The sequence below is a fragment of the Mesorhizobium sp. B2-4-2 genome, from assembly GCF_006442845.1.
Classification (GTDB): Bacteria; Pseudomonadota; Alphaproteobacteria; order Rhizobiales; family Rhizobiaceae; genus Mesorhizobium.
On record NZ_VFVM01000004.1, the window covers coordinates 424379 to 450167 of the forward strand.

At 62.9% G+C, this 25789-nt stretch carries 28 protein-coding genes, 1 tRNA gene and 1 pseudogene; 17 read left to right on the forward strand and 13 right to left on the reverse strand.

The features are described from left to right. Nucleotides 1-98 precede the first annotated feature (98 nt). The 6 genes and pseudogenes from FJ942_RS12305 to FJ942_RS12330 all read left to right on the forward strand — a co-directional run bounded on the left by FJ942_RS12305 (nucleotide 99) and on the right by FJ942_RS12330 (nucleotide 3695). Nucleotides 99-680 (forward strand): TetR/AcrR family transcriptional regulator, encoded by a 582-nt coding sequence (locus FJ942_RS12305; RefSeq protein ID WP_140671527.1) that lies wholly within the window; start codon nucleotides 99-101, stop codon nucleotides 678-680. Nucleotides 681-776: 96 nt separating this feature from the next. After that, a complete protein-coding gene (locus FJ942_RS12310) occupies nucleotides 777-1400 on the forward strand; it encodes a hypothetical protein (RefSeq protein WP_140671529.1) in 624 nt (207 codons plus the stop codon). A 99-nt stretch (nucleotides 1401-1499) separates the two neighbouring features. Next, nucleotides 1500-2090, forward strand: coding sequence for a DUF308 domain-containing protein (locus FJ942_RS12315; protein ID WP_140671531.1), 591 nt, complete (start codon nucleotides 1500-1502; stop codon nucleotides 2088-2090). A 48-nt stretch (nucleotides 2091-2138) separates the two neighbouring features. Beyond that, nucleotides 2139-2372 (forward strand): annotated as a pseudogene (locus FJ942_RS12320) (multicopper oxidase domain-containing protein); the annotation flags it as partial. 153 nt (nucleotides 2373-2525) lie between these two features. Continuing rightward, a complete protein-coding gene (locus FJ942_RS12325) occupies nucleotides 2526-2900 on the forward strand; it encodes an avidin/streptavidin family protein (protein ID WP_140491516.1) in 375 nt (124 codons plus the stop codon). A gap of 141 nt (nucleotides 2901-3041) precedes the next feature. After that, a complete protein-coding gene (locus FJ942_RS12330; RefSeq protein ID WP_140491514.1) occupies nucleotides 3042-3695 on the forward strand; it encodes a hypothetical protein in 654 nt (217 codons plus the stop codon). A gap of 65 nt (nucleotides 3696-3760) precedes the next feature. Here FJ942_RS12330 and FJ942_RS12335 read toward each other — a convergent pair whose 3' ends face one another. The 4 genes from FJ942_RS12335 to FJ942_RS12350 all read right to left on the reverse strand — a co-directional run bounded on the left by FJ942_RS12335 (nucleotide 3761) and on the right by FJ942_RS12350 (nucleotide 5945). Further along, entirely contained in the window at nucleotides 3761-4054 is a 294-nt protein-coding gene (locus FJ942_RS12335) for a muconolactone Delta-isomerase family protein (RefSeq protein ID WP_140662461.1), read from the reverse strand. Nucleotides 4055-4127: 73 nt separating this feature from the next. Further along, a complete protein-coding gene (locus FJ942_RS12340) occupies nucleotides 4128-4400 on the reverse strand; it encodes a DUF1127 domain-containing protein (RefSeq protein WP_246675483.1) in 273 nt (90 codons plus the stop codon). A 94-nt stretch (nucleotides 4401-4494) separates the two neighbouring features. Further along, nucleotides 4495-4734 carry a hypothetical protein gene (locus tag FJ942_RS12345; RefSeq protein WP_140897836.1) on the reverse strand — a complete coding sequence of 80 codons (240 nt, stop codon included), beginning with the start codon at nucleotides 4732-4734 and terminating at the stop codon, nucleotides 4495-4497. Nucleotides 4735-5033: 299 nt separating this feature from the next. After that, the gene (locus tag FJ942_RS12350) at nucleotides 5034-5945 is read right to left on the reverse strand and encodes a LysR family transcriptional regulator (RefSeq protein ID WP_140514286.1); all 912 of its coding nucleotides are present in this window, start codon (nucleotides 5943-5945) and stop codon (nucleotides 5034-5036) included. 121 nt (nucleotides 5946-6066) lie between these two features. Between FJ942_RS12350 and FJ942_RS12355 the strand changes: the two genes are divergently transcribed. Both FJ942_RS12355 and FJ942_RS12360 read left to right on the forward strand, forming a co-directional pair. Continuing rightward, on the forward strand, nucleotides 6067-7221 hold the full coding sequence (locus FJ942_RS12355) for an HlyD family secretion protein (protein ID WP_140897838.1): 1155 nt from the start codon (nucleotides 6067-6069) through the stop codon (nucleotides 7219-7221). Between the two features lie 92 nt (nucleotides 7222-7313). After that, nucleotides 7314-8936, forward strand: a complete 1623-nt coding sequence (locus tag FJ942_RS12360) for an MDR family MFS transporter (RefSeq protein WP_140897840.1) — start codon at nucleotides 7314-7316, stop codon at nucleotides 8934-8936. 271 nt (nucleotides 8937-9207) lie between these two features. Here FJ942_RS12360 and FJ942_RS12365 read toward each other — a convergent pair. Continuing rightward, a tRNA-Arg gene (locus FJ942_RS12365) sits at nucleotides 9208-9284 on the reverse strand. Nucleotides 9285-9509: 225 nt separating this feature from the next. Then, nucleotides 9510-10997 carry a HAMP domain-containing sensor histidine kinase gene (locus tag FJ942_RS12370; RefSeq protein WP_140551653.1) on the reverse strand — a complete coding sequence of 496 codons (1488 nt, stop codon included), beginning with the start codon at nucleotides 10995-10997 and terminating at the stop codon, nucleotides 9510-9512. 301 nt (nucleotides 10998-11298) lie between these two features. On the opposite strand from FJ942_RS12370, the gene rpmH reads away from it, so the two are divergent. The 5 genes from rpmH to yihA all read left to right on the forward strand — a co-directional run bounded on the left by rpmH (nucleotide 11299) and on the right by yihA (nucleotide 15175). Continuing rightward, nucleotides 11299-11433, forward strand: a complete 135-nt coding sequence (gene rpmH, locus FJ942_RS12380) for a 50S ribosomal protein L34 (RefSeq protein WP_008833937.1) — start codon at nucleotides 11299-11301, stop codon at nucleotides 11431-11433. 14 nt (nucleotides 11434-11447) lie between these two features. Next, nucleotides 11448-11801, forward strand: coding sequence for a ribonuclease P protein component (gene rnpA / locus FJ942_RS12385; RefSeq protein WP_140491500.1), 354 nt, complete (start codon nucleotides 11448-11450; stop codon nucleotides 11799-11801). A gap of 14 nt (nucleotides 11802-11815) precedes the next feature. Beyond that, nucleotides 11816-13636 (forward strand): membrane protein insertase YidC, encoded by a 1821-nt coding sequence (yidC, locus tag FJ942_RS12390; RefSeq protein ID WP_140897842.1) that lies wholly within the window; start codon nucleotides 11816-11818, stop codon nucleotides 13634-13636. A gap of 244 nt (nucleotides 13637-13880) precedes the next feature. Beyond that, entirely contained in the window at nucleotides 13881-14519 is a 639-nt protein-coding gene (locus FJ942_RS12395) for a CatB-related O-acetyltransferase (protein WP_140582794.1), read from the forward strand. Next, nucleotides 14516-15175 carry a ribosome biogenesis GTP-binding protein YihA/YsxC gene (gene yihA / locus FJ942_RS12400; RefSeq protein ID WP_140491494.1) on the forward strand — a complete coding sequence of 220 codons (660 nt, stop codon included), beginning with the start codon at nucleotides 14516-14518 and terminating at the stop codon, nucleotides 15173-15175. Before FJ942_RS12395 ends, yihA begins: the two co-directional genes overlap by 4 nt. A 17-nt stretch (nucleotides 15176-15192) precedes the next feature. Here the strand turns inward: yihA and FJ942_RS12405 are convergent, their stop codons facing one another. After that, nucleotides 15193-15927 carry a TetR/AcrR family transcriptional regulator gene (locus tag FJ942_RS12405; RefSeq protein ID WP_140514299.1) on the reverse strand — a complete coding sequence of 245 codons (735 nt, stop codon included), beginning with the start codon at nucleotides 15925-15927 and terminating at the stop codon, nucleotides 15193-15195. 127 nt (nucleotides 15928-16054) lie between these two features. Here FJ942_RS12405 and FJ942_RS12410 point away from each other — a divergent pair, with 127 nt between their 5' ends. Further along, nucleotides 16055-17239, forward strand: coding sequence for an HlyD family secretion protein (locus FJ942_RS12410; protein WP_140563669.1), 1185 nt, complete (start codon nucleotides 16055-16057; stop codon nucleotides 17237-17239). Between the two features lie 22 nt (nucleotides 17240-17261). Further along, nucleotides 17262-18854: a DHA2 family efflux MFS transporter permease subunit gene (locus FJ942_RS12415; protein WP_140491487.1), complete on the forward strand. Its 1593-nt coding sequence runs from the start codon at nucleotides 17262-17264 to the stop codon at nucleotides 18852-18854. Between the two features lie 167 nt (nucleotides 18855-19021). Here the strand turns inward: FJ942_RS12415 and msrB are convergent, their stop codons facing one another. From msrB to FJ942_RS12435, 4 genes are all read right to left on the reverse strand, one after another. Continuing rightward, nucleotides 19022-19525, reverse strand: coding sequence for a peptide-methionine (R)-S-oxide reductase MsrB (gene msrB, locus FJ942_RS12420; RefSeq protein WP_140491485.1), 504 nt, complete (start codon nucleotides 19523-19525; stop codon nucleotides 19022-19024). A gap of 198 nt (nucleotides 19526-19723) precedes the next feature. Next, entirely contained in the window at nucleotides 19724-20281 is a 558-nt protein-coding gene (locus FJ942_RS12425) for a fasciclin domain-containing protein (protein WP_140491483.1), read from the reverse strand. A 222-nt stretch (nucleotides 20282-20503) separates the two neighbouring features. Next, nucleotides 20504-21202 carry an anti-sigma factor gene (locus tag FJ942_RS12430; protein WP_140524237.1) on the reverse strand — a complete coding sequence of 233 codons (699 nt, stop codon included), beginning with the start codon at nucleotides 21200-21202 and terminating at the stop codon, nucleotides 20504-20506. Further along, on the reverse strand, nucleotides 21199-21738 hold the full coding sequence (locus FJ942_RS12435; protein WP_140491478.1) for a sigma-70 family RNA polymerase sigma factor: 540 nt from the start codon (nucleotides 21736-21738) through the stop codon (nucleotides 21199-21201). Before FJ942_RS12435 ends, FJ942_RS12430 begins: the two co-directional genes overlap by 4 nt. Nucleotides 21739-21884: 146 nt before the next feature. Between FJ942_RS12435 and FJ942_RS12440 the strand changes: the two genes are divergently transcribed. Further along, complete coding sequence (locus FJ942_RS12440; protein ID WP_140897844.1) at nucleotides 21885-23378, forward strand: amidase; 1494 nt, start codon at nucleotides 21885-21887, stop codon at nucleotides 23376-23378. Nucleotides 23379-23544: 166 nt separating this feature from the next. Then, nucleotides 23545-24438 (forward strand): acetylglutamate kinase, encoded by an 894-nt coding sequence (gene argB, locus FJ942_RS12445; protein ID WP_140491474.1) that lies wholly within the window; start codon nucleotides 23545-23547, stop codon nucleotides 24436-24438. A gap of 25 nt (nucleotides 24439-24463) precedes the next feature. Here the strand turns inward: argB and FJ942_RS12450 are convergent, their stop codons facing one another. Both FJ942_RS12450 and FJ942_RS12455 read right to left on the reverse strand, forming a co-directional pair. Beyond that, nucleotides 24464-24922, reverse strand: coding sequence for a RidA family protein (locus FJ942_RS12450; RefSeq protein WP_140524234.1), 459 nt, complete (start codon nucleotides 24920-24922; stop codon nucleotides 24464-24466). A gap of 321 nt (nucleotides 24923-25243) precedes the next feature. Beyond that, nucleotides 25244-25720 (reverse strand): Lrp/AsnC family transcriptional regulator, encoded by a 477-nt coding sequence (locus FJ942_RS12455; protein ID WP_140491470.1) that lies wholly within the window; start codon nucleotides 25718-25720, stop codon nucleotides 25244-25246. Between the last annotated feature and the right edge of the window lie 69 nt (nucleotides 25721-25789).

Genomic DNA, 25789 nt, shown 5'->3' on the forward strand with positions numbered 1-25789 from the left:
GCAGGAAAAGCTCGGGATTGCCGCGCGACGCTCTCCCGTTAATTGCGCGGGGTATCCGTCTGCTTGACAGTCTGCCTACTAGAAGGTAGACAGATCGCATGAGCAACTTTTCAACGACATCTGACGAGATTTTGGCCTCTGCACAAAAGCTGATCATCGCCGGCGGATATAATGGATTCAGCTACGCAGACATCGCGGCCGTGGTCAGCATACGCAAGGCCAGCATCCACCACCACTTCCCCAGCAAGGTCGATCTGGTGCGTACGCTTGTGTCGCGTTACCGCGAGAACGCCGAAGCCGGCATGGCCGATCTCGAGCGCAGCGTGCCTGAACCGCTCGAACTCGTTCAGGCCTACGCGGGTTATTGGGCCAGATGCATCGAGGATGCAAGCATGCCGTTCTGCGTGTGTGCGCTGCTGGCAAGCGAACTTCCAGCGCTTCCGAACGAGGTCACCTCGGAGGTACGGGCATATTTTCAGTTTCTCTCGGCGTGGCTGACGTCGGTCATCGAACGCGGCGAACAGCAAGGCTCCCTGAAAATCTCTGGCCCGGCGCGGATAGAGGCAGAGGCGCTCATGGCCACTGTTCATGGCGCCATGCTATCGGCTCGGGCATACGGACAGCCTGGCGTCTTCGCTACAATTCTCGGCCCGACCCTGCGGAGGCTGAAGCCCGAATGATATCAGTGCCGGGCGGCTAAGCGACGGGTCGCCCCGACCAGAGCATCGATAAATGCGCCGCGGTAAACTACCAACTAGTAGGTAAAGAAATTCCCTATGTTTCACAAACTCCTCTCGGCTCTCTTGGTCGTCGGTATTCCGGCAAATTTAGCCATCACGGCGCCCGCTCAGGCTCAAAGCCGGAAGGCCGAGCAGATCCACATCAGGGGCAGCGTGTTGACCTTCAGCGCTTCGACGCTGAAGGTCAACACGCGGGAAGGCGAGACTGTTGACGTGGCGCTGGCTGATGGCTGGAAGATCTCCGGCGTCGCTGCTGCGAAGGTGGCCGATATCAAGCCAGGCGACTTCGTCGGAATTGCCTCGCTGCCGAAGGACAAGGGCGGTGACGGCGCTCTGGAAGTCCTGATCTTCCCGCCCGCGCTGAAAGGCGCAGGTGAGGGAAGCTACGGGTGGGATCTGAAGCCTGACAGCAGCATGACCAACGCAACAGTCGCCGATACCGTCAAGGACGTCGACGGGCGCACCGTGACCGTTTCCTACCAAGGCAAGGAAAAGAAGATCGCGATCCCGGACGGCACCCCCGTCGTGACCCTCGCTCCGGCAACCCAGGATGATCTGATCCCGGGTGCCGTCGTCTTCATAGCAGGCGAGAAGGCCGCAAGCGGAACGATCGGTCATCAGGTCGTCGTTGGCAAAGATGGCGTGGTCCCGCCCATGTGAGCCAGGTCGCCGCTCGTTCGCAGGCTGACAAGCGCCTCGGCCACCTGTGGTCGCCGAGGTGCATCGGACAAACATTGAACCATACCCGAAGGATATCCAATGAGACGCGATCGCGTTGAAGTTGCTTCAAATGGCCAGGACAAGTGGCTCAAGCTGTATTACCTCGCCCGCGCGGCCTTTTCCGTCGTCTGGGTCGTGGCCGCTTTGACGGTCGGCCGGCAGTCGGCGTCCATCGCGGCTGTCTTGCTTGTTGCCTATCCTGTCTGGGATGCAGCCGCCAATTATGTCGATGCTTCCCGCAACGGCGGGCTTGCCGTCAATCCTACGCAAGCATTCAACATCGCAGTCAGTTCGGTGGTCGCCCTTGCAGTCATCATGGCGCTGGCCATGAACATGAATTGGGTTCTCGGCGTTTTCGGCGCGTGGGCAATCTTCTCCGGCCTGCTGCAGCTCGGAACCGCAATCCGGCGCTGGAAAACCGCCGGAGGCCAATGGGCCATGATCTTGAGCGGAGGCCAATCGGCTGTCGCCGGCGCATTCTTCATCGCGCAAGCGCAGATGTCCGCACCGCCCTCGATCGCCAACATCGCAGGCTACGCTGGCTTCGGCGCCTTCTATTTCCTCGTCTCAGCCCTTTGGCTCACCGTCTCGCAATCGCGGCGCCGGAAAGTGGCATCCGTTCAAGTATGATCCACATTGTCGGTCTACTGCGTATCCCATCGTGGTCCGGCGATCGACATTCATGGCGGACCATTCGAGGTCGTCGCGCGCGACGGCGAGACCATTCCCCCTTCGGCCCGCTTCCTCGCCGACACCATCAATGTCGGTCCGGGCCAGCGCTATGATGTCGTCTGGACGGCGCGGCGACCCGGCAAATGGCTCATCCACTGCCACATTCCGCACCACACGACGAACAACAATGTTGAGCAAAAGGGCGGCGGCGGGCTGATGGTCGTCATCGACGTCAGCTGACGCGGGAGCCGGAATTGGCGCTGTTGCGGCATCAGAGCCGCACATGGCCCGGTGACCGTTGCCGAGAGTTGGCCTCGACGCCCAGCGACGCAGGCAGCCTCGGAACACGGGCGGGCCCTGCACGTTGATCCCGAACCGCTCGTGGAGTGCACCATGCCAGATTGGATCGGGACTTGGCGAAACCAATACGGCTCGACCGTCATCATCGAGGACGATGCGGAAGGCGTCATCCGCGGCATGTTCAGGACGGCGTTGGAAGACAGCAGTTTCTTTGGTCAGGAACTTTCGATCCATGGCGCTGCTTGCGGCGACGTAATCGGCTTCACGGCTGCGGGACAGGGCAAGGCCGGGCCTGCGGCCGTGAGCTACACCGGTATTCTGAGGGAAAGTAAGCTCGAGATGCTTTGGCATACCGTTGCAGGGCAGACCCTTACCGCATCGGCGGAAGGGGCGCCTGCCAGGATAGTCAGAGTTGGGGCATGGCGCGCCTTCGGGACCAGCCTGGATGTGTTCGAGCGCGTGGAATGACCAACCCCTCGGGCCGGCGTGATCCCATGGGCGGCTACGGAAGGCCGCCGGGCCCGCATGGGATATGCGCGACTGAAAGTGGCTTGCCGATCCTGAGCGATTTCGGCGGCGTTGTGGTCGAGCCGACCGGAGGACGATGGGATGGCCGAAGAAGGCAACGACGCGCAGGTAGTCCTGCAGTGCATGACAACCGAGCACTTTGTGCTGCAGACCGCCCGCGCGGCCACGATTCAGGAGGCAAATCAGCGCGCCAATCTGTTCCTCACGTCGGTCTCAAGCGCGGCGATCGCGCTGTCATTCGTCGCGCAAGTCACGAAAATGGGTACGCCGTTCGTGCTGTTCAGCCTGATCTTGCTGCCCTGCGTTTTCTTCATCGGCCTGGTCACCTTCGTCCGCGCCGTGCAGGTCGCCATCGAGGACATGGTGCACGCCCGTGGAATGGCGCGGATCCGGCACTACTACGTCGAAGTCGCGCCCGCCATGCAAAGCTACCTCGTTCATTCCACGCATGACGATCGCTCGGCGGTGCTCGTGGACAAGGGGCTCAGCCCATCGCCGTTGCAGTATTTCATGACCACGGCCGGAATGGTGAGCGTGATCAGCAGCGCCATCGCAGGTGTCTTTACGGGCATAGCCGCCACAGCGGCAGCCGGCGCCGGAATGGCTCTCGGTGTGGCAGCCGGGATGCTCGCCTTCGCTGCAAGCGTGTTCGTGCTGCGCAGCTACCACCTGCGGGCTTGGGCGGCGGCCGAGCAAAGACTGACGGTTCTTTTCCCAGGCACGCGCGGGGAATGAAGCTCTGCGGAGCCAGGGATCGCTTGGCCGAGGTCCCATATGCCATGAATGCCTTGTGACATCTTCTATTGCCGCGGCCCAAAGCCTCTATATGGCCGTAGCGGAACAATGGAGGCCGTTTCCTGCATGCCGCTTTTGAACAGCGGAAGGGCATCGAGCACCGAGCGAACCTCTTCCTCCGTTTCGGCCTCCATGAGAAGACAAGCGCCGCCCATGTCGCCGCGGTTCCAGATTTGTCGCACGGTGCTCGCCATGAAAAGTCGGCGAACGCCTTCGGCTTCGGCTTCCAGTCTCTCGGGCGTGTAGTCCGCGTCGTTGAAGCTTTCCGTCCGCCGACGTGTCAAGACCATGAACTGCATGTTCTTTCTCCTGTTGATGAAGGTAAGGCTTTCCGGTTTGTCCCGGTGGGTGCTTGATGCCTGTCATGGTTATTTAGCGACCATCGGCTGGAACAGGGCGGAAAGGATCGGTTTTCCAGTCTCGGCCGGCAACGTCGGCGCGAGAAAGACCGATGTCTTGCAATTGCGAGTCCGTGAGTTCCATCAGCATGCGGCGGCTCCGGCGCCTTTCCATACCGGCTTCGACCCAGACCAAGATCGCCGCGACGCGCGCCATCAGAATCTGTAGAGCCTCGACTCCACGCCGCTGCGGTGCACTCCTTGTTTCGGCCCGCTCCACGGCGGCGCCGTTGACGACTGCGTCCATCGCATTTCTCCTTTTTTTCGCGACCGGTCGAACCCCGAGGCGAAGGCGGCGAATGAGCTCGCTGCTTTGGGGGTTCGGCGGCCGGAGCCGGTGTCTAACGGTTGCCGAAAAGGTCCCGGCGATGCTCGACCGCCGGATCCCGCGCGATGGCCGCGTTCGAGCCCGCATTGAGCAGTTCGTAGACTGCACTATCCGCGATCGAGGACGTGTGGGTGCTGTCGAGCTGTTCCCGGGCAATCGCATTGATGTCGGAGCCGCCGACCTTCGGGTTCTCGGCGAGTGCGGCGTCAGTGATGGCCAGGAACGCGGCGGCGGCAAGAGCGATCTTTTTCATGGAAATCTCCTAAGGTTGAGTTCTGGACTTGGTTCAAGAACAGGTCCTTGCCCGTTCGCCAAGAAGATGCATCTTGGACCCACTCATGATAATCTTCGAATATTGGAAAGGATCATCCGCCAAGAGCGGATAATAGGATCATGAGCGGGCGCGCGGCCTCAGCGCTGGCCCTCCCGGATCGAGGGTTTTGCCATGTCGGTGCTGGCAATCGCTCCGGCCCTTGCCGGCATGTGGCCGGCCAGAGATCAGAAGGCACATCAGCCCGCCGACTTTCCGGCGGCGGACGGTGTAACCGTCGTTCAGTACTTCAATTCCATCCACCTGCGGTGTTCGGCAAAGCGCTCGGCCAACAGATCGATGAAAGTCCTCACCTTGGCCGAGACATGGTGACGATGCGGATAGAACGCGTTGATCGCGAACTCGACTCCTGAATATTCCTCCAGCACCCGGACAAGGCGCCCGGCGCTCAGGTCGTCGGCCACGAGAAAGGGCGGCGGTATGAACAGACCGCGGCCGTCGAGAGCAAGGCGTCTGAGCGTCTCCTGGCTGTTGGTCAATAAGTTGCCATCGACGCGGACGGAAACGGGCTCGCCGTCGGGGTCCTCGAAACGCCACTCGTTACCGAAAGGATATGACGCATGGCGCATGCAATTGTGGCGTGCGAGGTCATCGGGCCGACGCGGTGTTCCATGGCGTTCGAAATAGCCGGGCGAACCGCAGACGATGTTGCGCCATGAGGTCAGCCGCCGGACGATCAAGCTTGAATCGGGAAGCGGCAGCGAACGCACGTCAAGGTCGAAGCCCTCCTCCACCATGTCGACCATTCTTTCGCCGACGGTGAGATCGACCGAAACAGCCGGATAAAGGTTGACGAATTCGGAAACGATCGGCGCCAGAAAACGGATGACGCTCATGCTGGAATGAAGGCGAAGCGTGCCTTGCGGCGTCGCCTGAAGTGCTCCCGCGACGCGGTCCGCCTCCTCCAGATCGGCGAGGATTTGTGAGGAACGCTGGTAGTAAGCCTGGCCGATCTCGGTCAGGCTCACCTTGCGGGTGGTGCGGTTGAGAAGCCGGACGCCGAGCCTGTCCTCCAGCGCCTGGACGTGGTTGCTGACCATCGTCGTCGACATGTTGAGGCGTCGGGCTGCCGCGGAAAAGCCCCCGCATTCCACAACGCGGCCAAACACCGTCAAGCTCGTGAGCCTGTCCATTTCGATTATCCGCTCTTAATGGATGATCCTTCTGTTCTTTCCTCGATTATCACATCAAGATTGCCGTTGCATCGTCCTTGCACCAATCGGCCACTCGGCCCGACCGTGAGAGGAGATTACGATGACCGTAAGCGTCAACCCCGCCACCCTGGAATACCCGGTTGAGGTGAAGCCCGCGCTGCGGGCCCGCAAGACGATGATCAAGCGCACCGTTGTCGGGTTGGGCCTGGTGGCCGGCCTGACCGCGGCTGCGCTCTACGGCTATGACTATTGGACGGTCGGGCAGTATCTGCAATCGACCGACGATGCCTATGTCAAGGCCGACTATACGACTGTCGCGCCGAAGATCTCGGGCCACATCGCCGAGGTGCTGGTCGAGGACAACACTCCCGTCAAGGCGGGCCAGGTTCTGGCCCGCATCGACGACCGCGACTTCAGGACCGCGCTCGACCAAGCGCAAGCCAATGTCGAAGCAGCCGAAGCGACGCTGCATAACCTCGACGCCCAGATCGGCCTGCAGCATTCGGTGGTCGAACAGCAAAAGGCCAACGTCGCCGCAACCGAGGCGAAGCTCAAATTCGCGCAGCAGGAGGGTGATCGCTATAAAACCTTGCTGAAAAGCGGCTACGGCACCAGCCAACGCGCCCAGCAAGCTGCGGCGTCCCTCGGCGAAAACGAAGCCCAACTGCAGAGGGATCGCGCCGCACTGGTTGCTGCCCGCAAAGCGATCGACGTGCTCACGACTGAGCGCGGCAAAGCGGAGGCCGAGCGCGACAGCAGCCAGGCCGCCCTGCGTCAGGCGGAACTCAATCTCTCCTACACCACGATCACGGCACCCGTCGACGGCACCGTCGGGGCCCGTTCGCTTCGCGTCGGCCAGTATGTGCAGGCCGGCACGCTGCTCATGGCGGTGGTGCCGCTGAATGCGGTCTATGTCGTGGCCAATTTCAAGGAGACACAGCTTACCCATGTGCAGAGCGGACAGCCGGTCGAGATCGCCGTCGACGGCTTTCCCGGCGTGGCACTCAAGGGCCGCGTCGACAGTGTGTCGCCGGCCAGCGGTCTCGAGTTCGCGCTGCTGCCCCCGGATAACGCCACCGGCAATTTCACCAAGATCGTGCAGCGCATCCCGGTGAAGATCGCGATCAACGACGGCAGGCTCGCCGGCAAGCTGCGCGCCGGCATGTCGGCGGAACCGACGATCGACACGAAGGCAACCATCCTGGCCGAACGGGGTGAACCGGACAGCGGCCGCCGGATCATCGCCGGCTGGTAACTCGTAGCGGCTGCGCGAGGTTCTCCGAGACCTCGCATGGTGGCCGCCACGCCAGTGTCTCACGCGCGCTTCGTCAAACAAGGAATTCAGCCGTGCCCGCAACCCTCACCACCAACCCCACGCCTGCGCCGGCGGCAGCCAAAGCATCGAGCTTGGCGCCCACCGATGCCTCTTCCGCCTCGCTTAAGACCTGGATCGCCGTCATTGGCTCGACGCTCGGCGCCTTCATGGCGGTCCTCAACATCCAGATCGTCAACGCATCCCTCGCCGACATTCAGGGCGCCATCGGCGCCGGCATCGATGACGGCGGCTGGATATCGACCGCCTACCTGGTGGCCGAGATCGTCGTCATTCCTCTCACTGGCTGGCTGTCGCGGGTCTTTTCCATCCGCCTTTATCTTCTGGCCAATGCAATCCTGTTTCTCGCCTTCTCGGTTGCCTGCGCCTTCGCGCAAAACCTTCAGCAGATGATTGTTCTGCGTGCTTTGCAGGGCTTTTGCGGCGGCGTGCTGATCCCGGTCGCCTTCACCATCACCATAACCCTCCTGCCCAAGGCGAAGCAGCCGATCGGATTCGCCCTGTTCGCGCTGTCGGCGACCTTCGCACCGGCCATCGGACCGACAATCGGTGGCTATCTCACCGAGAACTGGGGCTGGCAGTTCATCTTCTATGTCAACTTGGTCCCCGGCGCGCTGATGGTCGGCATGCTGTGGATGTCCCTCGAAAGGGCGCCGATGCAGCTTTCGCTGCTGCGCCAGGGCGACTGGGCCGGGATCATCACCATGGCGATCGGGCTCGGCACCTTGCAGACCGTGCTCGAGGAGGGCAACAAGGACGATTGGTTCGGCTCGCCGTTCATCGTGCGGCTGTCCTTGATCGCCCTCGTCAGCCTCTCGCTTTTCCTGTGGATCGAGTTGAGAAGCGAAAGGCCCTTGCTTAACCTCAGACTGTTCGCCCGCTGGAATTTCGGTTTCTCCATCCTGGCCAGCTTCCTGCTCGGAATTGCGCTCTACGGGGCGGTGTTCATCCTGCCCGTCTATCTCGCGCGCATCCAGGGCTACAACGCCCAGCAGATCGGCATGGTGCTGGCCTGGACAGGCCTGCCGCAACTGGTGCTGATCCCGCTGGTGCCGCAGTTGATGAAGCGTTTCGACATGCGCATTATCGTCGCCTTCGGCTTTGCGCTGTTCGCGGCGAGCAATTTCATGAACATCGAAATGACGGCGACCTACGCGTCGGAGCAGTTCTTTTGGCCGAATGTCGTCCGTGCCGTCGGTCAGGCCCTGGTCATGGTACCCCTGGCTGCGGTCGCTACGGCCGGCATCGAACAGGAGAACGCCGGCTCTGCCTCCGCATTGTTCAACATGATCCGGAATCTCGGCGGCGCCGTCGGCATCGCCATGCTGCAGACTTTTCTGACCAAGCGCGAGCAGTTCCACTCCAACGTGCTGGTGCGGTCGGTGTCGCTGTTCGAAGAGAGCACTCGCGCGCGCATCGAGCATCTGACCCGGTACTTCCTGGCGCATGGCGCCGGCGATCGCGCAGCCGCGATGCACAAGGCCGTCATCGCCATCGGACAGATGGTGCGCAAGCAGGCTTTCATCATGGCTTTCAGCGACGCGTTCTATCTGCTCGGAGCAGCCCTTGTCGTCGCGTTCTTCGCCACGCTGCTGTTGCGCAACCCGGGCCATATCGAGGCGGGTGGCGCGCACTGAAAGATCGGAAAGAAGAACTACAATGATTTCAATCCCGAACTACGCCAGCGCGGCCCCGGAATGTGAGTCTGTCACGTGCACCGCCAGGAAACTCAGCAAATTTTCGAATGCTTGGCAGAGACTGTGCCGTTCCAAGTAGGGCACTTTAGCCCATAGTGCGATTTTGGCACCGGCTGCCGCCGTCTTGCCAAAACCGGCTGAATTCCGAAAATCAAGCCAGTGGCGTCGCGCCGGAAACGCCTGGAAGTCTATTGATTTCAATAGGATAAAATGGCGCGCCCGAAGAGATTCGAACTCCTGACCCCCAGATTCGTAGTCTGGTGCTCTATCCAGCTGAGCTACGGGCGCGCATCAGGTCATGCTTTCCATGACCCCGCGATCCGATCCTCGAGGACCGGCCGCGAATGTGTGCAGTTCCCTAGCGACTGAATTCGCGAAAAGCAAGCCGATCCGGCAAAAGTTTTGTCGTCGATGCGTCATCCGCTGGATCCGGCCGGAAATCGGGTTGTTCGAAGCGGCATTCAGGGCGAAGGGGGCCGGACCGGTTTGCGGGCGAAACAGCGCCCAAGCCTGTCAGGCCGGGCGGCGCAGCCCGTTGCGGGCCTGGTCGAGCCGCACCGGCTGGTCGGGAATGGTGACGGCGAAGGTGGTGCGCCCGCCGATCGATTCGACCAGCTCCACCGTGCCGCCATGCGCGCGGATCAGTTCATGCGCGATCGCCAGACCAAGCCCGGTGCCGCCGCTGCGCGCAGAGCCGCGGAACGCCGCGAACAGGTTCTCGCGCGCCTTCGGCGGCAGGCCGGGACCGGTGTCGGTCACGACGATGCGGCTGACGCTGCCCATGCGCTCGGCCGAAACCGCCAGCCGGCGCACCACGGCGCTCTCCGTGTCCGCCGCCATCGCCTGCACGGCGTTGCGGCACAGATTGGTGAGCACGCGGAACAACTGGTCGGAATCGGCGTCCACCTCGAACGCCTTTTCGACCGCGTTGATGAACTCGATGCCTTCCTCGATGTCGAGCAGGCCGTGCACGTCCTCGACCAGCTGGCGCAGCCGCACGCGCCGGCGCGAAGGCGGCGGCTCCTGCGTACGGCCGTAATGAAGTACGCCTTCCGAGTAGGAGACCGCACGGTCGAGCGCACGCAGGAGCTTCGGCGCGAAGGCCTGCACGGTCGGATCCTTGACCTGGCGCAGGCGGTCCGAAATGAGCTGCGCCGAGGCCAGGATGTTGCGCATATCGTGGTTGATCTTCGACACGGCGAGGCCGAGGTCGGCCAGGTGCTTCTGCTCGGTCAGCATCTTCTGCAGCCGCTCCTGCATCTGCGACAGCTCGCGCTCGGCCACCCCGATCTCATCGGCGCGGGCGGCGGGATGAATGATCCGGCTGGGGTCGTCGGGGGCCTGCGAGAAGGACAGCATGGAGCGCGTCATGTTGCGGATCGGTCCGATCATGATCAGGTCGATCGCGGCATAGACCAGCATGGCCGTGAACAGCGAGATCAGCAGCGAGACGAAGGCGACGTTGCGCGAATAGATAAGCATCGCCTTGCGCAGGCTGTAGTCTGGCATGATCAGCTCGAACTCCTTGTCGCTGTCGCCGACCGGCCCGAAGACGCGCAGCATCCGGTTGCCGCCGAAAAACAGCGTGTCGAGCGCGCCGGTCATGCCCTTGACCATGCCGACGCTGGCGAGGTCGATGTGCTCGTCGACCTGCGGCGGCATATCGGCCACCACAAGCAGCCGCGACACGCCGCCGTCGCGCACCGCGATCGCCTTGGCGCCGATCGCCATAAGCACGTCGTTCTGCGCCGTGCGCGACAGCGAGGTCGGTTCGCCCTGCACCAGCACGATCGATACGGCCGCGGCGGTACTCAGCCGCTCCTTGAGCCAGGCCAGCCGGTAGCTGGCGATCCAGGGCAGGAAGATGAGCACCTCGGCCAAAAGCACGAAGACGATGGTCAACAGCAGCAGTTTTGTCGACAGGCCGCGCGACAAGGGTACGCTGCGGACGGCGGCTGGCGCTGGTCCTGTCCCTTCCTCGGCGTGCGTGGTTTCGCTCATGCGGTCCTGTCTTCACAATCGCTTGATCAGCCCAGATTAGGCGATTGCGGCTTTTTTGCCAATTTCCCCCTTGGTCGGAGAGATATAATTGCCGCCGAAAGTGCGCATCCCGGGCCCGGCGACACCGGCCCGGCACCGGCCCGGCACCGGATTGACTTCCAAAACCCTTCTTTCTATAAGCCCGCTCACGCTTGGGCCATTCGTCCCGGCGCGGTTTCGATCGCGCCAAAGCCGGCCCGGCAAAGCTCCTGTTACAGAGTGACAGAATCAAGAAGGGCCGCACCCCGCGGTATTAAAACAAATGAAGCGTACCTACCAACCGTCCAAACTCGTCCGCAAACGCCGGCACGGTTTCCGTGCCCGCATGGCCACCAAGGGTGGTCGCGGCGTCGTCGCAGCTCGCCGCAACCGCGGCCGCAAGCGGCTCAGCGCCTGAGCGAGACAAGATCGTTGCCCGCAACCGGCAAGCCAGTGGGACAAAATCCCAAGCGGCTTCTGAAACGCGCGGAATTCCTGGCCGTCCGCCGTGGTGAAAAACGTCGCGGGCGGTTTTTCCTCGTCGAGGTCCTCGACCGCGGCGACGGCGGCGCGCCGCGCGTCGGCTACACCGTCACCAAGAAGGTCGGCAACGCGGTCGTGCGCAACCGCGTCAGGCGGCGGCTGAAAGAGGCCGTGCGCACCCATGCGGCCGATGACATGATGCCCGGCAATGATTATGTCATCGTCGGGCGCGATGATGCGCTCCGCGCCCCGTTCGGCCAGTTGAAGGTCGAACTCTCCCGCCGACTTCGCGGAACACGATAGGCCAAGGGCTCTCGATGGAAAACAACCGAAACTTCTTCATCACCATCGCGCTGTCGGTGCTGATCCTGACCCTGTGGCAGGTCTTCTACATGAACCCGCGCGTCGAACAGCAGCGCGAGGCGGCGCGCGTCGAGCAGCAGCGCGTGGAAGAGCAGAAGAAGGCGGCAGAGACAGCCAATCCGGGCGCGGCAACGCCGGCACCGGCCGGCACCGCTCCCGGTGCCATCCCCAACGCGCCCGGCGGAGACACCGTCACCGCGGCCAGCCGCGACCAGGCGCTGGCGGCTTCGAAGCGCGTCAAGATCGACACGCCGAGCCTCGAAGGCTCGATCAACCTGACCGGCGCCCGTCTCGACGACCTCAAGCTCAAGCACTACACCGAAACCGTCGACAAGGATTCGCCCAAGATCGAACTGCTCAACCCTTCGGAGTTGCCCAGCGGCTACTTCGCCGAGATCGGCTTCGTCGGCAACGACAAGACGGGCACGGTACCGGGCGCGGATACGGTGTGGAACGTCGAAGGCAATCCGACGCTGACCCCGTCGACGCCGGTGACGCTGACTTACACCAGTGACAAGGGGCTGACCTTCAAGCGCACCTTCTCTGTGGACAGCGACTACATGTTCACCGTTTCCGACGAGGTGCGCAACTCGGGTTCGGCCCCGGTTACGCTATCGAATTACGGCCGCGTCACGCGCTACGACAAGCCGGCAGTCGCCAGCACCTACGTGCTGCATGAAGGCCTGATCGGCTTCACCGGCGCGGAAGGCCTGCAGGAACACAAATACGCGTCCATCGAGAAGGACAAGGAAGTCAAGCCGGGCAAGTCGACGGACGGCTGGCTTGGCATTACCGACAAATACTGGGCGGTGACGGTGGTCCCGAGCGAGAAGCAGCCGTTCCAGCCGCGCTTCGGCTATTTCGTGGACGGCCGCCACCGCTACCAGTCCGACTTCCTCACCGACCCGATCAATGTCGAGGCCGGCCAGTCGGCAACCGTCGAGACCGAGGTCTTTGCCGGCGCCAAGGAAGTCGCCAAGATCAATGCCTATGCCGAAGACCGCCACATCAAGCGGTTCGACCTGCTGATCGACTGGGGTTGGTTCCACTTCATCACCAAGCCGATGTTCTGGCTGATCGACACGCTCTACAAATTCCTCGGCAATTTCGGCCTGGCGATCCTCGCCACCACCGTCATCGTCAAGGCCATCTTCTTCCCGCTCGCCAACAAGTCCTACGCGTCGATGGCGAACATGAAGAAGGTGCAGCCCAAGATGCTCGAGATCCGCGAGAAATACGCGGACGACAAGATGAAGCAGCAGCAGGCGATGATGGAGCTGTACAAGACCGAGAAGATCAATCCGCTCGCCGGCTGCTGGCCGGTGGCGCTGCAGATCCCGGTCTTCTTCTCGCTCTACAAGGTGCTCTACATCACCATCGAGATGCGCCATGCGCCGTTCTTCGGCTGGATCCAGGATCTGGCCGCGCCCGATCCGACGTCGATCTTCAACCTGTTCGGCCTCGTTCCGATCACGCTTCCGCACATGCTGATGATCGGCGTCTGGCCGCTGATCATGGGTGTCACCATGTTCCTGCAGATGCGCATGAACCCGACGCCGCCGGATCCGACGCAGGCCGCGATCTTCACCTGGATGCCCGTCATCTTCACCTTCATGATGGCTGGTTTCCCGGCCGGGCTTGTCATCTACTGGGCCTGGAACAACACGCTGTCGATCCTCCAGCAAGGCGTGATCATGAAGCGCCAGGGCGCCAAGATCGAACTGTGGGACAATCTGGTGGCGCTGTTCCGCAAGAAGCCCTCTCCGGCGGAATAAAGCCTCATTCTTCGCTAAAAAGCCCGGTCGCCTGGGCTTTTTCTTGTGCGCCGGCATCGGTCCACGTCCGCCCGCGATGGGCGAAACTGCAAACGCGCGGCACCGTCCGATCCGGCAAATGCGCTTGTCCACCATCGAAGACTCGCTCCCGGGGCGATTGGTGCTATACGGCGGATTACGCTACTTTGACGAGGTGTGCGCCGACGCGGGACGCGTCCGCCAGCCAATTCCCGGACGAACCGCCATGACCGGACCCAATCCCGACATCAAGCACCCGATCCCGATGCACACGCGCGTCGGCTTCCTCAAGGCACTGGTGAGCGCGCCCAACATCGAGATCGGCGACTTCACCTATTATGACGATCCGGAAGGGCCGGATAAATTCGCCGAGAAATGCGTACTGCACCACTATTCCTTCATCGGCGACAGGCTGATCATCGGTAAGTTCTGCGCCATCGCCGAAGGTGCCCGCTTCATCATGAACGGCGCCAACCACGCCATGTCCGGTTTTTCGACCTATCCGTTCAACATTTTCGGCCATGGCTGGGAAAAGGGTTTCGACCCCGCCACATGGTCGAAGGAGGTGCGCGGCGACACGGTGGTCGGCAACGATGTCTGGATCGGCATGGAGGCAGTGATCCTGCCGGGGGTGCAAATCGGCCATGGCGCCATCGTCGCGGCGAAGTCCGTGGTCACGCACGACGTGCGTCCCTATGCCATCGTCGCCGGCAACGCGGCCAAGGTCGTCAAGATGCGTTTCGACGACAGGACGGTCCGGCGGCTGCTGGCGGTGGCCTGGTGGGACTGGCCGGTGGACAAGATCAGCCGCAACCTCGATGCCATCAGGGGCGCCGATATTTCTCTTCTGGAGACAGCAGCTTGAACGCTCAATACAGCACCACGATCGGCACGGACCTGTTTACCCGCGGGTGGATCTTCATCCGCGGCGTGCCCGCCATGAAGTTCCTGCCGCCGGAAGGGCCGCCGGAAATCGCCTTTGCCGGCCGCTCCAACGTCGGCAAGTCGTCGCTGATCAACGCTCTGGTCAACCAGAAGGGCCTGGCGCGCACCTCCAACACGCCGGGGCGCACGCAGGAACTCAATTATTTCGTGCCGGACGGATTTTCGGGGGAGGGCGCCGACCTGCCGCCAATGGCGCTGGTCGACATGCCGGGCTACGGCTATGCCACCGCGCCCAAGGAAAAGGTCGACGATTGGACGAAGCTGGTCTTCGACTATCTCAAGGGCCGTGTCACGCTGAAGCGGGTTTATGTGCTGATCGACGCCCGCCACGGCATCAAGGCCAAGGACGACGAGGTGCTGTCGCTGCTCGACAAGGCGGCGGTTTCGTACCAGGTCGTGCTGACCAAGACCGACAAGATCAAGGCCGCCGGCGTTCCGCGGCTGATTGAGGAGACGCTTGCCAAGATCAAGAAGCGACCGGCGGCGTTTCCTTTCGTGCTGGCGACGTCATCGGAAAAGGCCGAGGGCCTGGAGGAACTGCGCGCCGCGATCGTGCTCGCGGCCAATGGCGGCTAGCGGCACAAAAAGCCGGGTTAAGCCTTCGCCTCCAGGGCGATCATCTTGTGGCTTTCCTCCGCGGCAAGCATTTCGGTGCCATAGGCCTTCAGGAACATGTCGACGCCCGACCTGACGATATGGTCGATTTCGTCCTGGTTCGGAGCCTTGGCGCGATAGGCGAAGATGCACTGCCGGAAAAGACCGGCCAGGCAGAGTTCTGTGAACTGATAGGCGGCAAGGTCGACATCGTCGATCTTGAGCAGGCCACGGTCGATGGCGGCATTGAGGAAGGTCACGACCTTGTCGTGGCCGCGTTTGGGGCCGCGTTCGTAAAACCGCGCGCCCATGTCGGGTATCCTGTCGGAGGCGCCGATCACCGTGCGCTGGGCCTGGATGACCTTGGCCGAGGTGATCTTCATGGACAGGACCTTGCCGAATTTCACCAGCGTCTCGCGCAGGTCGTCGGCACGGTCGAGCACGTCATACATGTTCTTGAAGATCGTGCCGCGCTCTTCCTCGATCAGCGCCTCGAACAGCTCTTCCTTGTTGGCGAAGTAGACATAGATGGTGCCTTTCGAAACGCCGGCTTCCCGCGTGATGTCGTTCATCGAGGCCGCCTCAAAGCCCTTGTCGATAAAGACCCGGCGGGCGCCATCGATGATCTGGCTGCGCTTGACCGGATCCTGTCCGGCTGCCGGGCGGCCGCGGCGCAAGCCGTCCAGCAGGTCGCCGCAATTGTCGTTTTCGACGTCGGGCGTTGTGTCGGCCATTAAAGTCACACCTCGAAAATAATTCGAACCAAGCGGTTCGATTGCCTCTTGATATGGTCCTCTTTAGGCGCTATGTCAACGGCCGGATCGAACCGAACGGTTCAGTATTATAACTTAGAGAGATGTCATGTCCTCGAACGCGCCGTCCACCGCCGAAGTCCGTCCCTTCCCCAACGCCAAGGTCGCCCCGGCGACGGAAGCACCGGAAGTTCCCGTCCACCCAGTCGCCGCGCCGCCTCTGGCGGAAACTCCGGCGAAGAAGAAGCGTTCCGTGCGCTCTTTCCTGCTGCCGATCATCGGCGTCGCCCTGCTCGGCGCCGGCGCCTGGTACGGCTACGATTACTGGACCACCGGCCGTTTCATGATTTCGACCGACGACGCCTATGTCCAGGCCGACATGGCTTTCATTTCGCCCAAGATCTCCGGCTATGTCGATCAGGTCAAGGTCAGCGAGAACCAGCAGGTCAAGGCCGGCGATCCTCTGCTGACGGTCGATGACGGTGATTACAAAATAGCGGTCGCCCAGGCCGAGGCGCAGATCGCCACGCTGGCCAGGACGCTCGATCGCATCGATGCGCAGACCAAGGCGGCGCAGGCCTCCTTGCAGCAGGCGCAGGCCGCCAAGACCGCCGACCAGGCCGCGGCGGCCAATGCCGCGCGCGCCCAGCAGCGCGCCGCGCAACTGCTCAAGACCCATGTCGGTACGCAGGCGCAACTCGACGACGCCCAGACGGCGCTCGACCAGGCCAACGCCGCTCTCGTCGGCGCCGACGCACAGATCGCCGCAGCACAGGCCAATATCGGCGTGCTGGAGGCGCAGCGTGCTGAATCGGCAAGCACGCTGGCATCCTTGCAGCTCAGCCGCGACAAGGCCGCGCGCGACCTTTCCTTCACGGTGCTCAAGGCGCCCTATGACGGTGTCGTCGGCAACCGTTCCGTCGAGCAGGGCGACCTCGTGAGCCCCGGCCAGAAGCTCGCCGTCATCGTCCCGATGAACAAGCTCTACATCGTCGCCAACTTCAAGGAGACCCAGCTTGCCCGGCTGGTGCCCGGCGAAAAGGTCAGGATTTCGGTCGATGCCATCGACGGCGAGCCCATCGAGGGCACCGTCTCCTCGCTGGCGCCGGCCTCGGGTGCCGTGTTCTCGCTGCTGCCGCCGGAAAACGCCACCGGCAACTTCACCAAAGTGGTGCAGCGCGTCCCGGTCCGCATCGACGTGCCGGCCGATGCCCTGAAGAGCGGCAGGCTGCGCGCCGGCTTGAGCGTCGTTGTCGCCGTCGACAGCCGCACCGCGCCGGCCGCGACCAACTGAGCGCGCTCCGGGGAGCAACGCCATGGCTACCGCAACCCTGACCGCAGGAGCGCCGCCGGCGAGGCCGGCAGTGCCTGACACCATCTCGACGCGGCGCGTCATAGCCTTCCTGGCGATGGTGTTCGGCATGTTCATGGCCATCCTGGACATCCAGATCGTCTCGGCCTCGCTGGCCGAGATCCAGGCTGGCCTGAGCGCCAGTTCCGACGAGATCCCCTGGGTGCAGACGGCCTATCTGATCGCCGAGGTGGTCATGATCCCCCTATCCGGCTTTCTCAGCCGGATGCTGTCGACGCGCGTTCTGTTCACAATTTCGGCGGCGGGTTTTACCGCCGCCAGCGCGCTCGCTGCGACCGCAACCAACATCGACCAGATGATCGTCTATCGCGCCATTCAGGGTTTTATCGGCGGCGGCATGATCCCCAGCGTCTTCGCGGCCGCCTTTACCATCTTCCCGCCGTCGCGCCGTGCCGTCGTGTCGCCGATGATCGGCCTGGTGGCCACCCTGGCGCCGACCATCGGTCCGACCGTCGGCGGCTACATCAGCCACGCAATGTCCTGGCACTGGCTGTTCCTCGTCAATGTCGTGCCCGGCATTCTGGTGACGACGGCGGCCTGGTCGCTGATCGACTTCGACAAGCCCAACCTCAAGCTGTTCTCGAAGTTCGACTGGTGGGGCCTTGCCGGCATGGCGGCGTTCCTCGGCTGCATGGAATATGTGCTCGAGGAAGGCCCGAACAATGATTGGCTGCAGGATCAGGCGGTGTTCATCTGCGCCGTCGTCATGACCTTCGGCGCGGTGCTGTTCTTCTGGCGGGTGTTCACCGCCGAGGAGCCGATCGTCGATCTCAAGGCGTTCAGCAATATCAACTTCGCCTTCGGCTCGCTGTTCTCCTTCGTCATCGGAATCGGCCTCTACGGTCTCACCTATCTCTACCCCGTGTTCCTCGGACGCATCCGCGGCTACGATTCCATGATGATCGGCGAGGCACTGTTCGTCAGCGGCCTGGCGATGTTCTTCACCGCACCGGTCTCGGGCATCCTGTCGAACAAGATGGACCCGCGCCTGATGATGATGATCGGCTTCTTCGGCTTTGCCACCGGAACATGGTGGATGACGCATTTGACCGCCGACTGGGATTTCTACGAGCTGCTCATCCCGCAGATCCTGCGCGGCTGTTCGATGATGCTGTGCATGGTGCCGATCAACAACATCGCGCTCGGCACGCTGCCGCCCGAGCGGCTGAAGAATGCATCGGGCCTGTTCAACCTGACCCGCAATCTCGGCGGTGCCGTCGGCCTCGCCCTGATCAACACGGTGCTGATCGACCGCAACGCTTTCCACTATGCAAGGCTCTCCGAGCACGTGCAGTGGGGAAGTGCGGCCGCGCAGCAGAAGCTTCAGAACATGACGCTCAATTTCGAGCAGACCGCCGGCCTGGATGCGGCCAGCGCGGCGATCTCGAAATTGTCGGGCATGGTCCAGCAGCAGGCGGCGCTGCTGTCCTTCATGGACGTGTTCTACATGCTGACGGTGCTGTTCGCGACGCTTGGCCTGTTCACCATGATGATCCGCAAACCGGCGGCCGCCGGCGGTGGTGGCGGCGGGCACTGACACCAGGGCAATACCGGAGAAACGATTTGCGTCCTGAATCGCGCTGGAAGCAAGGAAACACGGGCAGCCGTTTCGGGAAGCTCCTCCAGTCCACGCCCGAAATGACTGACCGCTAAAAAACTCCGGGTCGCAAGCCCGGAGTTTTTTCATATCGCGGCCGCATGGTCTCAGGCTGTGGCGGGCTTGAAGCTCAGCGCCACGCCGTTGATGCAGTGACGCAGCCCGGTCGGCGGCGGGCCGTCGTCGAAGACATGGCCCAGATGGCCGCCGCAGCGGCGGCAGTGGACTTCGGTGCGAGTCATGCCGAGCGACCGGTCCTGCGTCTTGCCGACGGCGTTGGCGATCTCCTGCCAGAAACTCGGCCAGCCGGTGCCGGAATCGAACTTCGTCTCGGAGGAGTAAACCGGCAGGTCGCAGCCGGCGCAGGCGAAGACGCCCTTGCGGTGCTCGTTGAGCAATGGGCTGGTGCCGGGATATTCGGTGCCTTCCTTGCGCAGCACGTCGAAGGCCGCGGGAGACAGGATCGCGCGCCATTCGGCATCGGTCTTGGTGACTTCGAAGGTCTCCGCCGCACGTGCATCCTGCGATCCGCCCATGCGCAGCAGAGATGCCGTGCCGGCGACCACGCCGATGGCGGCGGCGCCGCTCAAGAGAAAGTCGCGACGGTTCATGGCCAATCCTCCTGCTATCTGTTTGCCACATTCAACGCTCGGCTGAAAATCAAAAGCCGTTGAGGGCCGAACGTTACCCGCACCAGCCTCCTGGATGGAGCCACAGTGCGGAGCGGACGCCTGCCGGCGCAACGCGTGTACGAAGTCGCGCACCGGCAGGAGAGCCTTGCTGCCTATTCGCCGGCAGCGAGCCGTATGTTACATCTTCGGCAAAAGAACCTTGTCGATGACGTGGATGACGCCATTGGACTGCCTGACGTCGGCAATCGTCACATGGGCGACATTGCCGTTCTCGTCCGTGACGGTGACCTTGCCCTTATCGGCCTTGAGCGTCAGCTCGCAGCCGCCGGCGGTCTTGACTACATGCGCGCCGCCATCGGCCTTGGCCATCTTGGCGACGTCGGCGGCCATCGCTTTCGCCGCGATCACATGGCAGGTCAGGACCTTGGTCAGCTTGTCCTTGTTCTCGGGCTTGAGCAGCGTTTCGACCGTGCCGGCCGGAAGTGCTGCAAAGGCCTCGTTGGTGGGAGCGAAGACGGTGAAGGGCCCGGCGCCCTGCAGCGTGTCGACCAGGCCCGCTGCCTTGACGGCAGCGACCAGCGTCGTGTGGTCCTTCGAATTGACGGCGTTCTCGATGATGTTCTTCTTGGCGTACATGGGTGCGCCCCCGACCATCGGATTGGCGGCATAGGCGATGGTACCGAGCGCTGAGAGGCCGATCGTACCGGCGAGCAAAAGGGTGGCGAATTTACGCATGATGTAAGTCTCCTCGGGTTGTTTTCCCCATCATTGGGAACGCGAGGAGATACGGGCCATGAAAAACTTAGTTTCGCTTTCTATGAAAGAATTCTTTTCTTCCGAATGAGGTCCAGTGATTTCGGTGGATAGGCTGATCCAACCGCGGGAATTTGGTCCGCGGTTATCCTTGCAAAAATAGACTTCACTATTTTGTAAGGCGACGGTCCGGGCGGGGAGCCATCAGATGCCCTTCAGGTCGCCTGCCGCGACCACCGGTCCCGTCGGCTGTCCGGTCGGCGAACCGCCTGAAGGCTCGAGGCTGACCGCCAGCACGGCGCCCTGCGCAAGTTTCTGCTGCACGGCCGGCGAAACCGCCACATGCGCAGCCTTCCCGGCCGGGATGACGCCCATCGAAACCGGCGCGTTCTTGCCCACGATCACCCACAGTTCGAAGTCCTTGCCGGAGGCCCGCTCACCGGAAACGTGCGACAGGCCGACTTCATGATGCGCCGCGTCATAGACGACGAGGTATCTGACGTCGCTGCCTTCGGCGGCCAGCGAGGCGACAAGCTGTGGTTGTTGGAGCGGCGGGTTGATGAAAGGCAAGGCGATGTAGATCGCCAGCGCCGCGATGGCGGCGGCGGCAAGGCCGCGCCAGAAGGCAAGGCTCGACCATAGGCCGGCGCGAGGCTGCGAGGCGAACAGCCGGCGATCGATCGCCTCCTTGACCCTGATCGGAGGTTCTGTCCCGGGATAGGCGACGGCCAAGGGCGAAAAATGGGCCTCCCAGGCATCGACAAGCCGAGCGAATGCGGCGTCGCCATCGATGCGGCGGGACGCGATCTGGCGTTCTTCCGCTGTCAGGACGCCAAGAACATATTCGGCGGCGAACAGGTCGTCGCCTCCACGTTCCGGTCCGTCGTCGTCTACCAGCGTCATCTTTCCAGACACTCTCTGAGCTTCAGCAGGCTGCGCCGCAGCCAGGTTCGCATCGTGTTCAGCGGCACGCCATGGCGCTCCGCCAGTTCGGCATAGCTCTCGCCGTTCAGATAGGCGCCCCGGACAGCCGCTGCCCGGCCCTTCTCCAATTCCTCGAGACAATGGTAGATGCGCTCGGACTCGCCACCTGCCACGGTCATGGCCTCCGGTCCCGGCGCCGGATCGGCCACATCGAGCGCGGCATCGATATAGGCGGCAGGTTCCCGCCGCGCCCTGATACGATCGATCGCATGGTTGCGCGCGATGGCCACCAGCCAGGAAATCGGGCTTAGATCCGAGACGGCGAAACGGTCCGCCTTCGTCCATATCTTGACGAAGACCTCCTGAAGCGCCTCTTCGGCATCTCCCCGGTCCTTCAATACACGAAGGCAAACACCGAAAAGTTTCGCGCTGGTCTGCCGGTACAACAGATCGAACGAAGCCCGGTCCTTCATCGAAGTCCGGACAATCAGATTGCTGATCTCCTGTGGCGTCATGTCGGCAAATTAGGGGATTGCGATGTATTTGCAACGGCGCAAATTTCCGTACACCCAAAGCTTTCCGCACCGCGCCGCACTCGTTCCATCGCTCGATTGCCAACGGATTGGCCGCTGGTTACCTTGCCTGGATCGGGGGAGCGCGCATGTCGGTCGAACGAGTGCTGTGGGAAGAAGACGCCACCGGCCTTGCCACGTTGGTGCGCAAGGGCGAGGTTTCGCCGGTCGAACTGGTCGACGCGGCGATCGCGCGCGCCGAGGCCAGCCGGCCTGAAATCAATGCCACGGCCGAGACACTCTACGATGCGGCGCGCAGCCGGGCGAAGGGCATCGATCGTTCCCTACCGCTGGCCGGCGTGCCCTTCGCCATCAAGGATCTCGGCATCGCCATCAAGGGCGTGCCGTCGCATGGCGGCAGCCGCATCCCCGCCTGGATGCCCGAGGTCAGTTCGGTGCTGACCGAACGCTATCTCGCCGCCGGACTGACACCCATCGTCACCTCGACATCGCCCGAACACGGGCTGCGGCTGATGACCGAATCAAAAGCCTTCGGCATCACCCGCAATCCCTGGAACACCGGCCACACCAGCGGCGGCTCGTCCGGCGGCGCTGCGGCACTGGTCGCCGCCGGCGTCGTGCCGGTGGCGCATGCCTCAGATGGCGGCGGCTCGATCCGCGTGCCTTCTGCCTGCACCGGGCTGGTCGGTCTCAAGATCTCGCGCGGCCGCGTCCCGCTGTCGCCATTGGTGAGCGAAAGCTGGTACGGCATGGTGGTCGACCATGCCGTCACCCGCTCGGTGCGCGATTGCGCCCTGCTGCTTGACCTCACCCATGGCCCCGACCCGCTCGCACCCTATGTCGCGCCGCCGCCGAAGGGTGCGTTCGCCGCGGCTGCCGCCCGCGATCCCGGCAAGCTCAAGCTCGCAATGTACCGGAACTCTCCGCTTGGCCTGCCGATTTCGGCCGAGACGCTGAAAGCGCTCGATACCGCGGTGGCGCTCGCCCGCGAGGGCGGCCACAGCGTCGAGGAAATCGATTTGCCCTCCATCGGTCGCGACTTCTTCGCCGATTTCTGCAGAACGGTTGCCTCGGCTGTCGCAGGCATGTTGCGGGCCGAGGCGGTGCGCGTCGGCCGCACCGTCACCGGCGACATCGAGCGCGCGACGCGGGTGCTCGGCCGACTGGGCGAAATGGTCTCGGCCGGCGAGACCTATGCCGGCTTGCAGCGGCTGCATGCCGCCTCGCGGCAACTGATTGCGGAGACGGCGCGTTACGACGCCGTGCTGATGCCTGTTATCGCCCACCCGCCGCTCGCTTGCGGCGCGATGGACCCGAAGGGTGCCGACGAGCTCATCGAGAATATGCTCGACAAGCTTCGCCTCACGGCGCTGCTCAGGATCGAACCGCTGTTCGGCCAGTTGATGGACAAGAGCCTGTGGTTCACTCACTGGCCGGCGATCCAGAATGTCAGCGGCCAGCCTTCCATCGCGCTCCCTGTTTACGTCACCGAAGCCGGCCTGCCGCTCGGCGTCCAGGCCGCGGGCCGCCCCGGTGACGAGGAGACGCTTTTGTCCCTGGCCGCGCAGATGGAGAAGATCTCCGGTTGGCTTGGCCGCAGGGCGCCGCTTATGGTGCCTTAAGTGATGACGAGGTCGTGAGCCGCCCGAAGATGACAGCAAAGCCGTTTGCGGCCCGCGTCAATTCCCGCTAAGACGCCGCCGTCTTTACCTGATGCATGTCGCCAAAAATGCGCAGCGGTTTTGGGGCAACGACAGGCATGAAATCAAAAGCCAGGGAACCACGCCGATGACGGACATCGCCGCCACCGCCGAAATGCAGGCCGCCCTGCTGTCGCGGGCGCTGCCCTACATGCAGCGCTACGAGAACAAGACGGTGGTGGTGAAATATGGCGGCCACGCCATGGGCGACAGCGAACTCGGCAAAGCCTTCGCGCGCGACATCGCGCTGTTGAAACAGTCCGGCGTCAACCCGATCGTCGTCCATGGCGGCGGGCCGCAGATCGGCGCCATGCTCAACAAGATGGGCATTGAATCCAAATTCGAGGGCGGCCTGCGCGTCACCGACCAGAAGACGGTCGAGATCGTCGAGATGGTGCTGGCGGGCTCTATCAACAAGGAGATCGTCGCGCTCATCAACGCCGAGGGCGAATGGGCGATCGGCCTGTGCGGCAAGGACGGCAACATGGTGTTCGCCGAAAAGGCGCGCAAGACCATGATCGACCCGGACTCCAACATCGAGCGCGTGCTCGATCTCGGCTTCGTCGGCGAGCCGGTCGAGGTCGACCGCACGCTGCTCGACCTTCTGGCGCGCTCCGAGATGATCCCGGTGCTGGCACCTGTGGCGCCCGGCCGCGATGGTCACACCTACAACATCAATGCCGATACCTTCGCCGGCGCCATCGCCGGCGCCTGCAAGGCCTCGCGTCTTCTGTTCCTCACCGATGTGCCGGGCGTGCTCGACAAGGACAAGAAGCTGATCGACGAGCTGACGGTCGCCGAGGCCAAGGCGCTGATCAAGGACGGCACGGTGTCGGGCGGCATGATCCCGAAGGTCGAGACCTGCATTGAGGCGATCGAGCGCGGCGTCGAAGGCGTCGTCATCCTCAACGGCAAGACGCCGCATTCGGTGCTGCTTGAACTGTTCACCGAGCACGGCGCCGGCACGCTGATCGTGCCCTGATATTTGTGGGCTGTCGCGCCCGGCGCTAATCCGGCAGAGCGGCGACCGCCACGATCTCGATGACGAGATCGGGATGCGCAAGTGCGGCAACCCCGATTACCTCCGAGGGCGGCGGATTGTTGTAGCTGCAGTGCTTCGGGCAGTGCGCGGCGAAGAATTCGTCCATGACGTCCAGCCGGAAATTGGGGGAACTCAGAACGCCGCCGTCCGGAAATGGTCCTTTGATATATTGGGTGATCTTGACGAGATGCTCGAGCGAGCTGCCAAGCTCCTCCAGGTCCGATTTGATGGTCGTCAAAATGGAGCGCCATTGCGTCGCCGCGTCCCCGACGGCGCCACCTTTGCCCGTCGACGGGTCGTAATTTTCGGCCGTGCCCGTATTGCCGGCGAGAAAGACATAGCCCCTGGCGCCGCTGACGACGGTGCCTTTTCCCCAAGGCATCAGCCGGCCCTCTTTCGTCTTTTTATGGGTGACAAGCTGCATCTCTTCCTCCTGCCGGACACCTCTGCTTCCAGGAAGTAGCGCGCAGCCTGATAACGGCCAGCGTGAAAAAGTCAGGCGCGGTGCGAATGCATGGCCGCGAGCACGGCAGGTTTCCATGCCGTCCGTTCGAACACCATCGATTGCTCTTCCGCGTCTGTGGCGCGCTCCGGAAATCGGCCATCTTTCATCCGGCCATCGCGCGTCAGAAATCCCCAGACTCGCGGACCAGAGCCGCCGTCCATCTCCGTATACCAGCGCATGGAGAACGAGCTTCATGGCGGGGCCTCTTCATGGGTGATCCGCCCATGCTGGCCGGCGCCATCACCGCCGCAGATGTCCGAGCGGCACGTGGCCGGGTCCCTTGATGTTCTGCAGCACGAGCTGCGTGTGGACGTCGCGCACACCGTCGAGCCGCATCAGCCGGTGCATGACGAAGGCGTTGAGTTCGTCGACCGACGGCACCATGACATGCAGCAGGAAGTCGTGGTCGCCGGTCATCGTCCAGCAGGATGATACCTCGTCCATGCGCTGGACCGCGGCGATGAAACTCTCGGGCGAACCGTCGCTGTGGCTGACCAGCCGCACCTGGATGAACACCTCGACCGTCAGGCCGACGGCACGGCGGCTGAGCACGGCGGCAAAGCCCTTGATGATGCCGGCCTCCTGCAGCGCCTCGAAGCGCCGCGCGCAAGGTGTCGTCGACAGGCCGATCTCCTGCGCCAGTTCGGAGACCGGCTTGCGTCCGTCGCGCTGGAGGATATCGAGCATCTTGATCTCGAAATCGTCGAATTGAGGCATTTTCACTCCGCTATGGCATATTCCGAGTGGATGTTATCCAAAAATCCTCATTCCGGCCATCACCAAAAC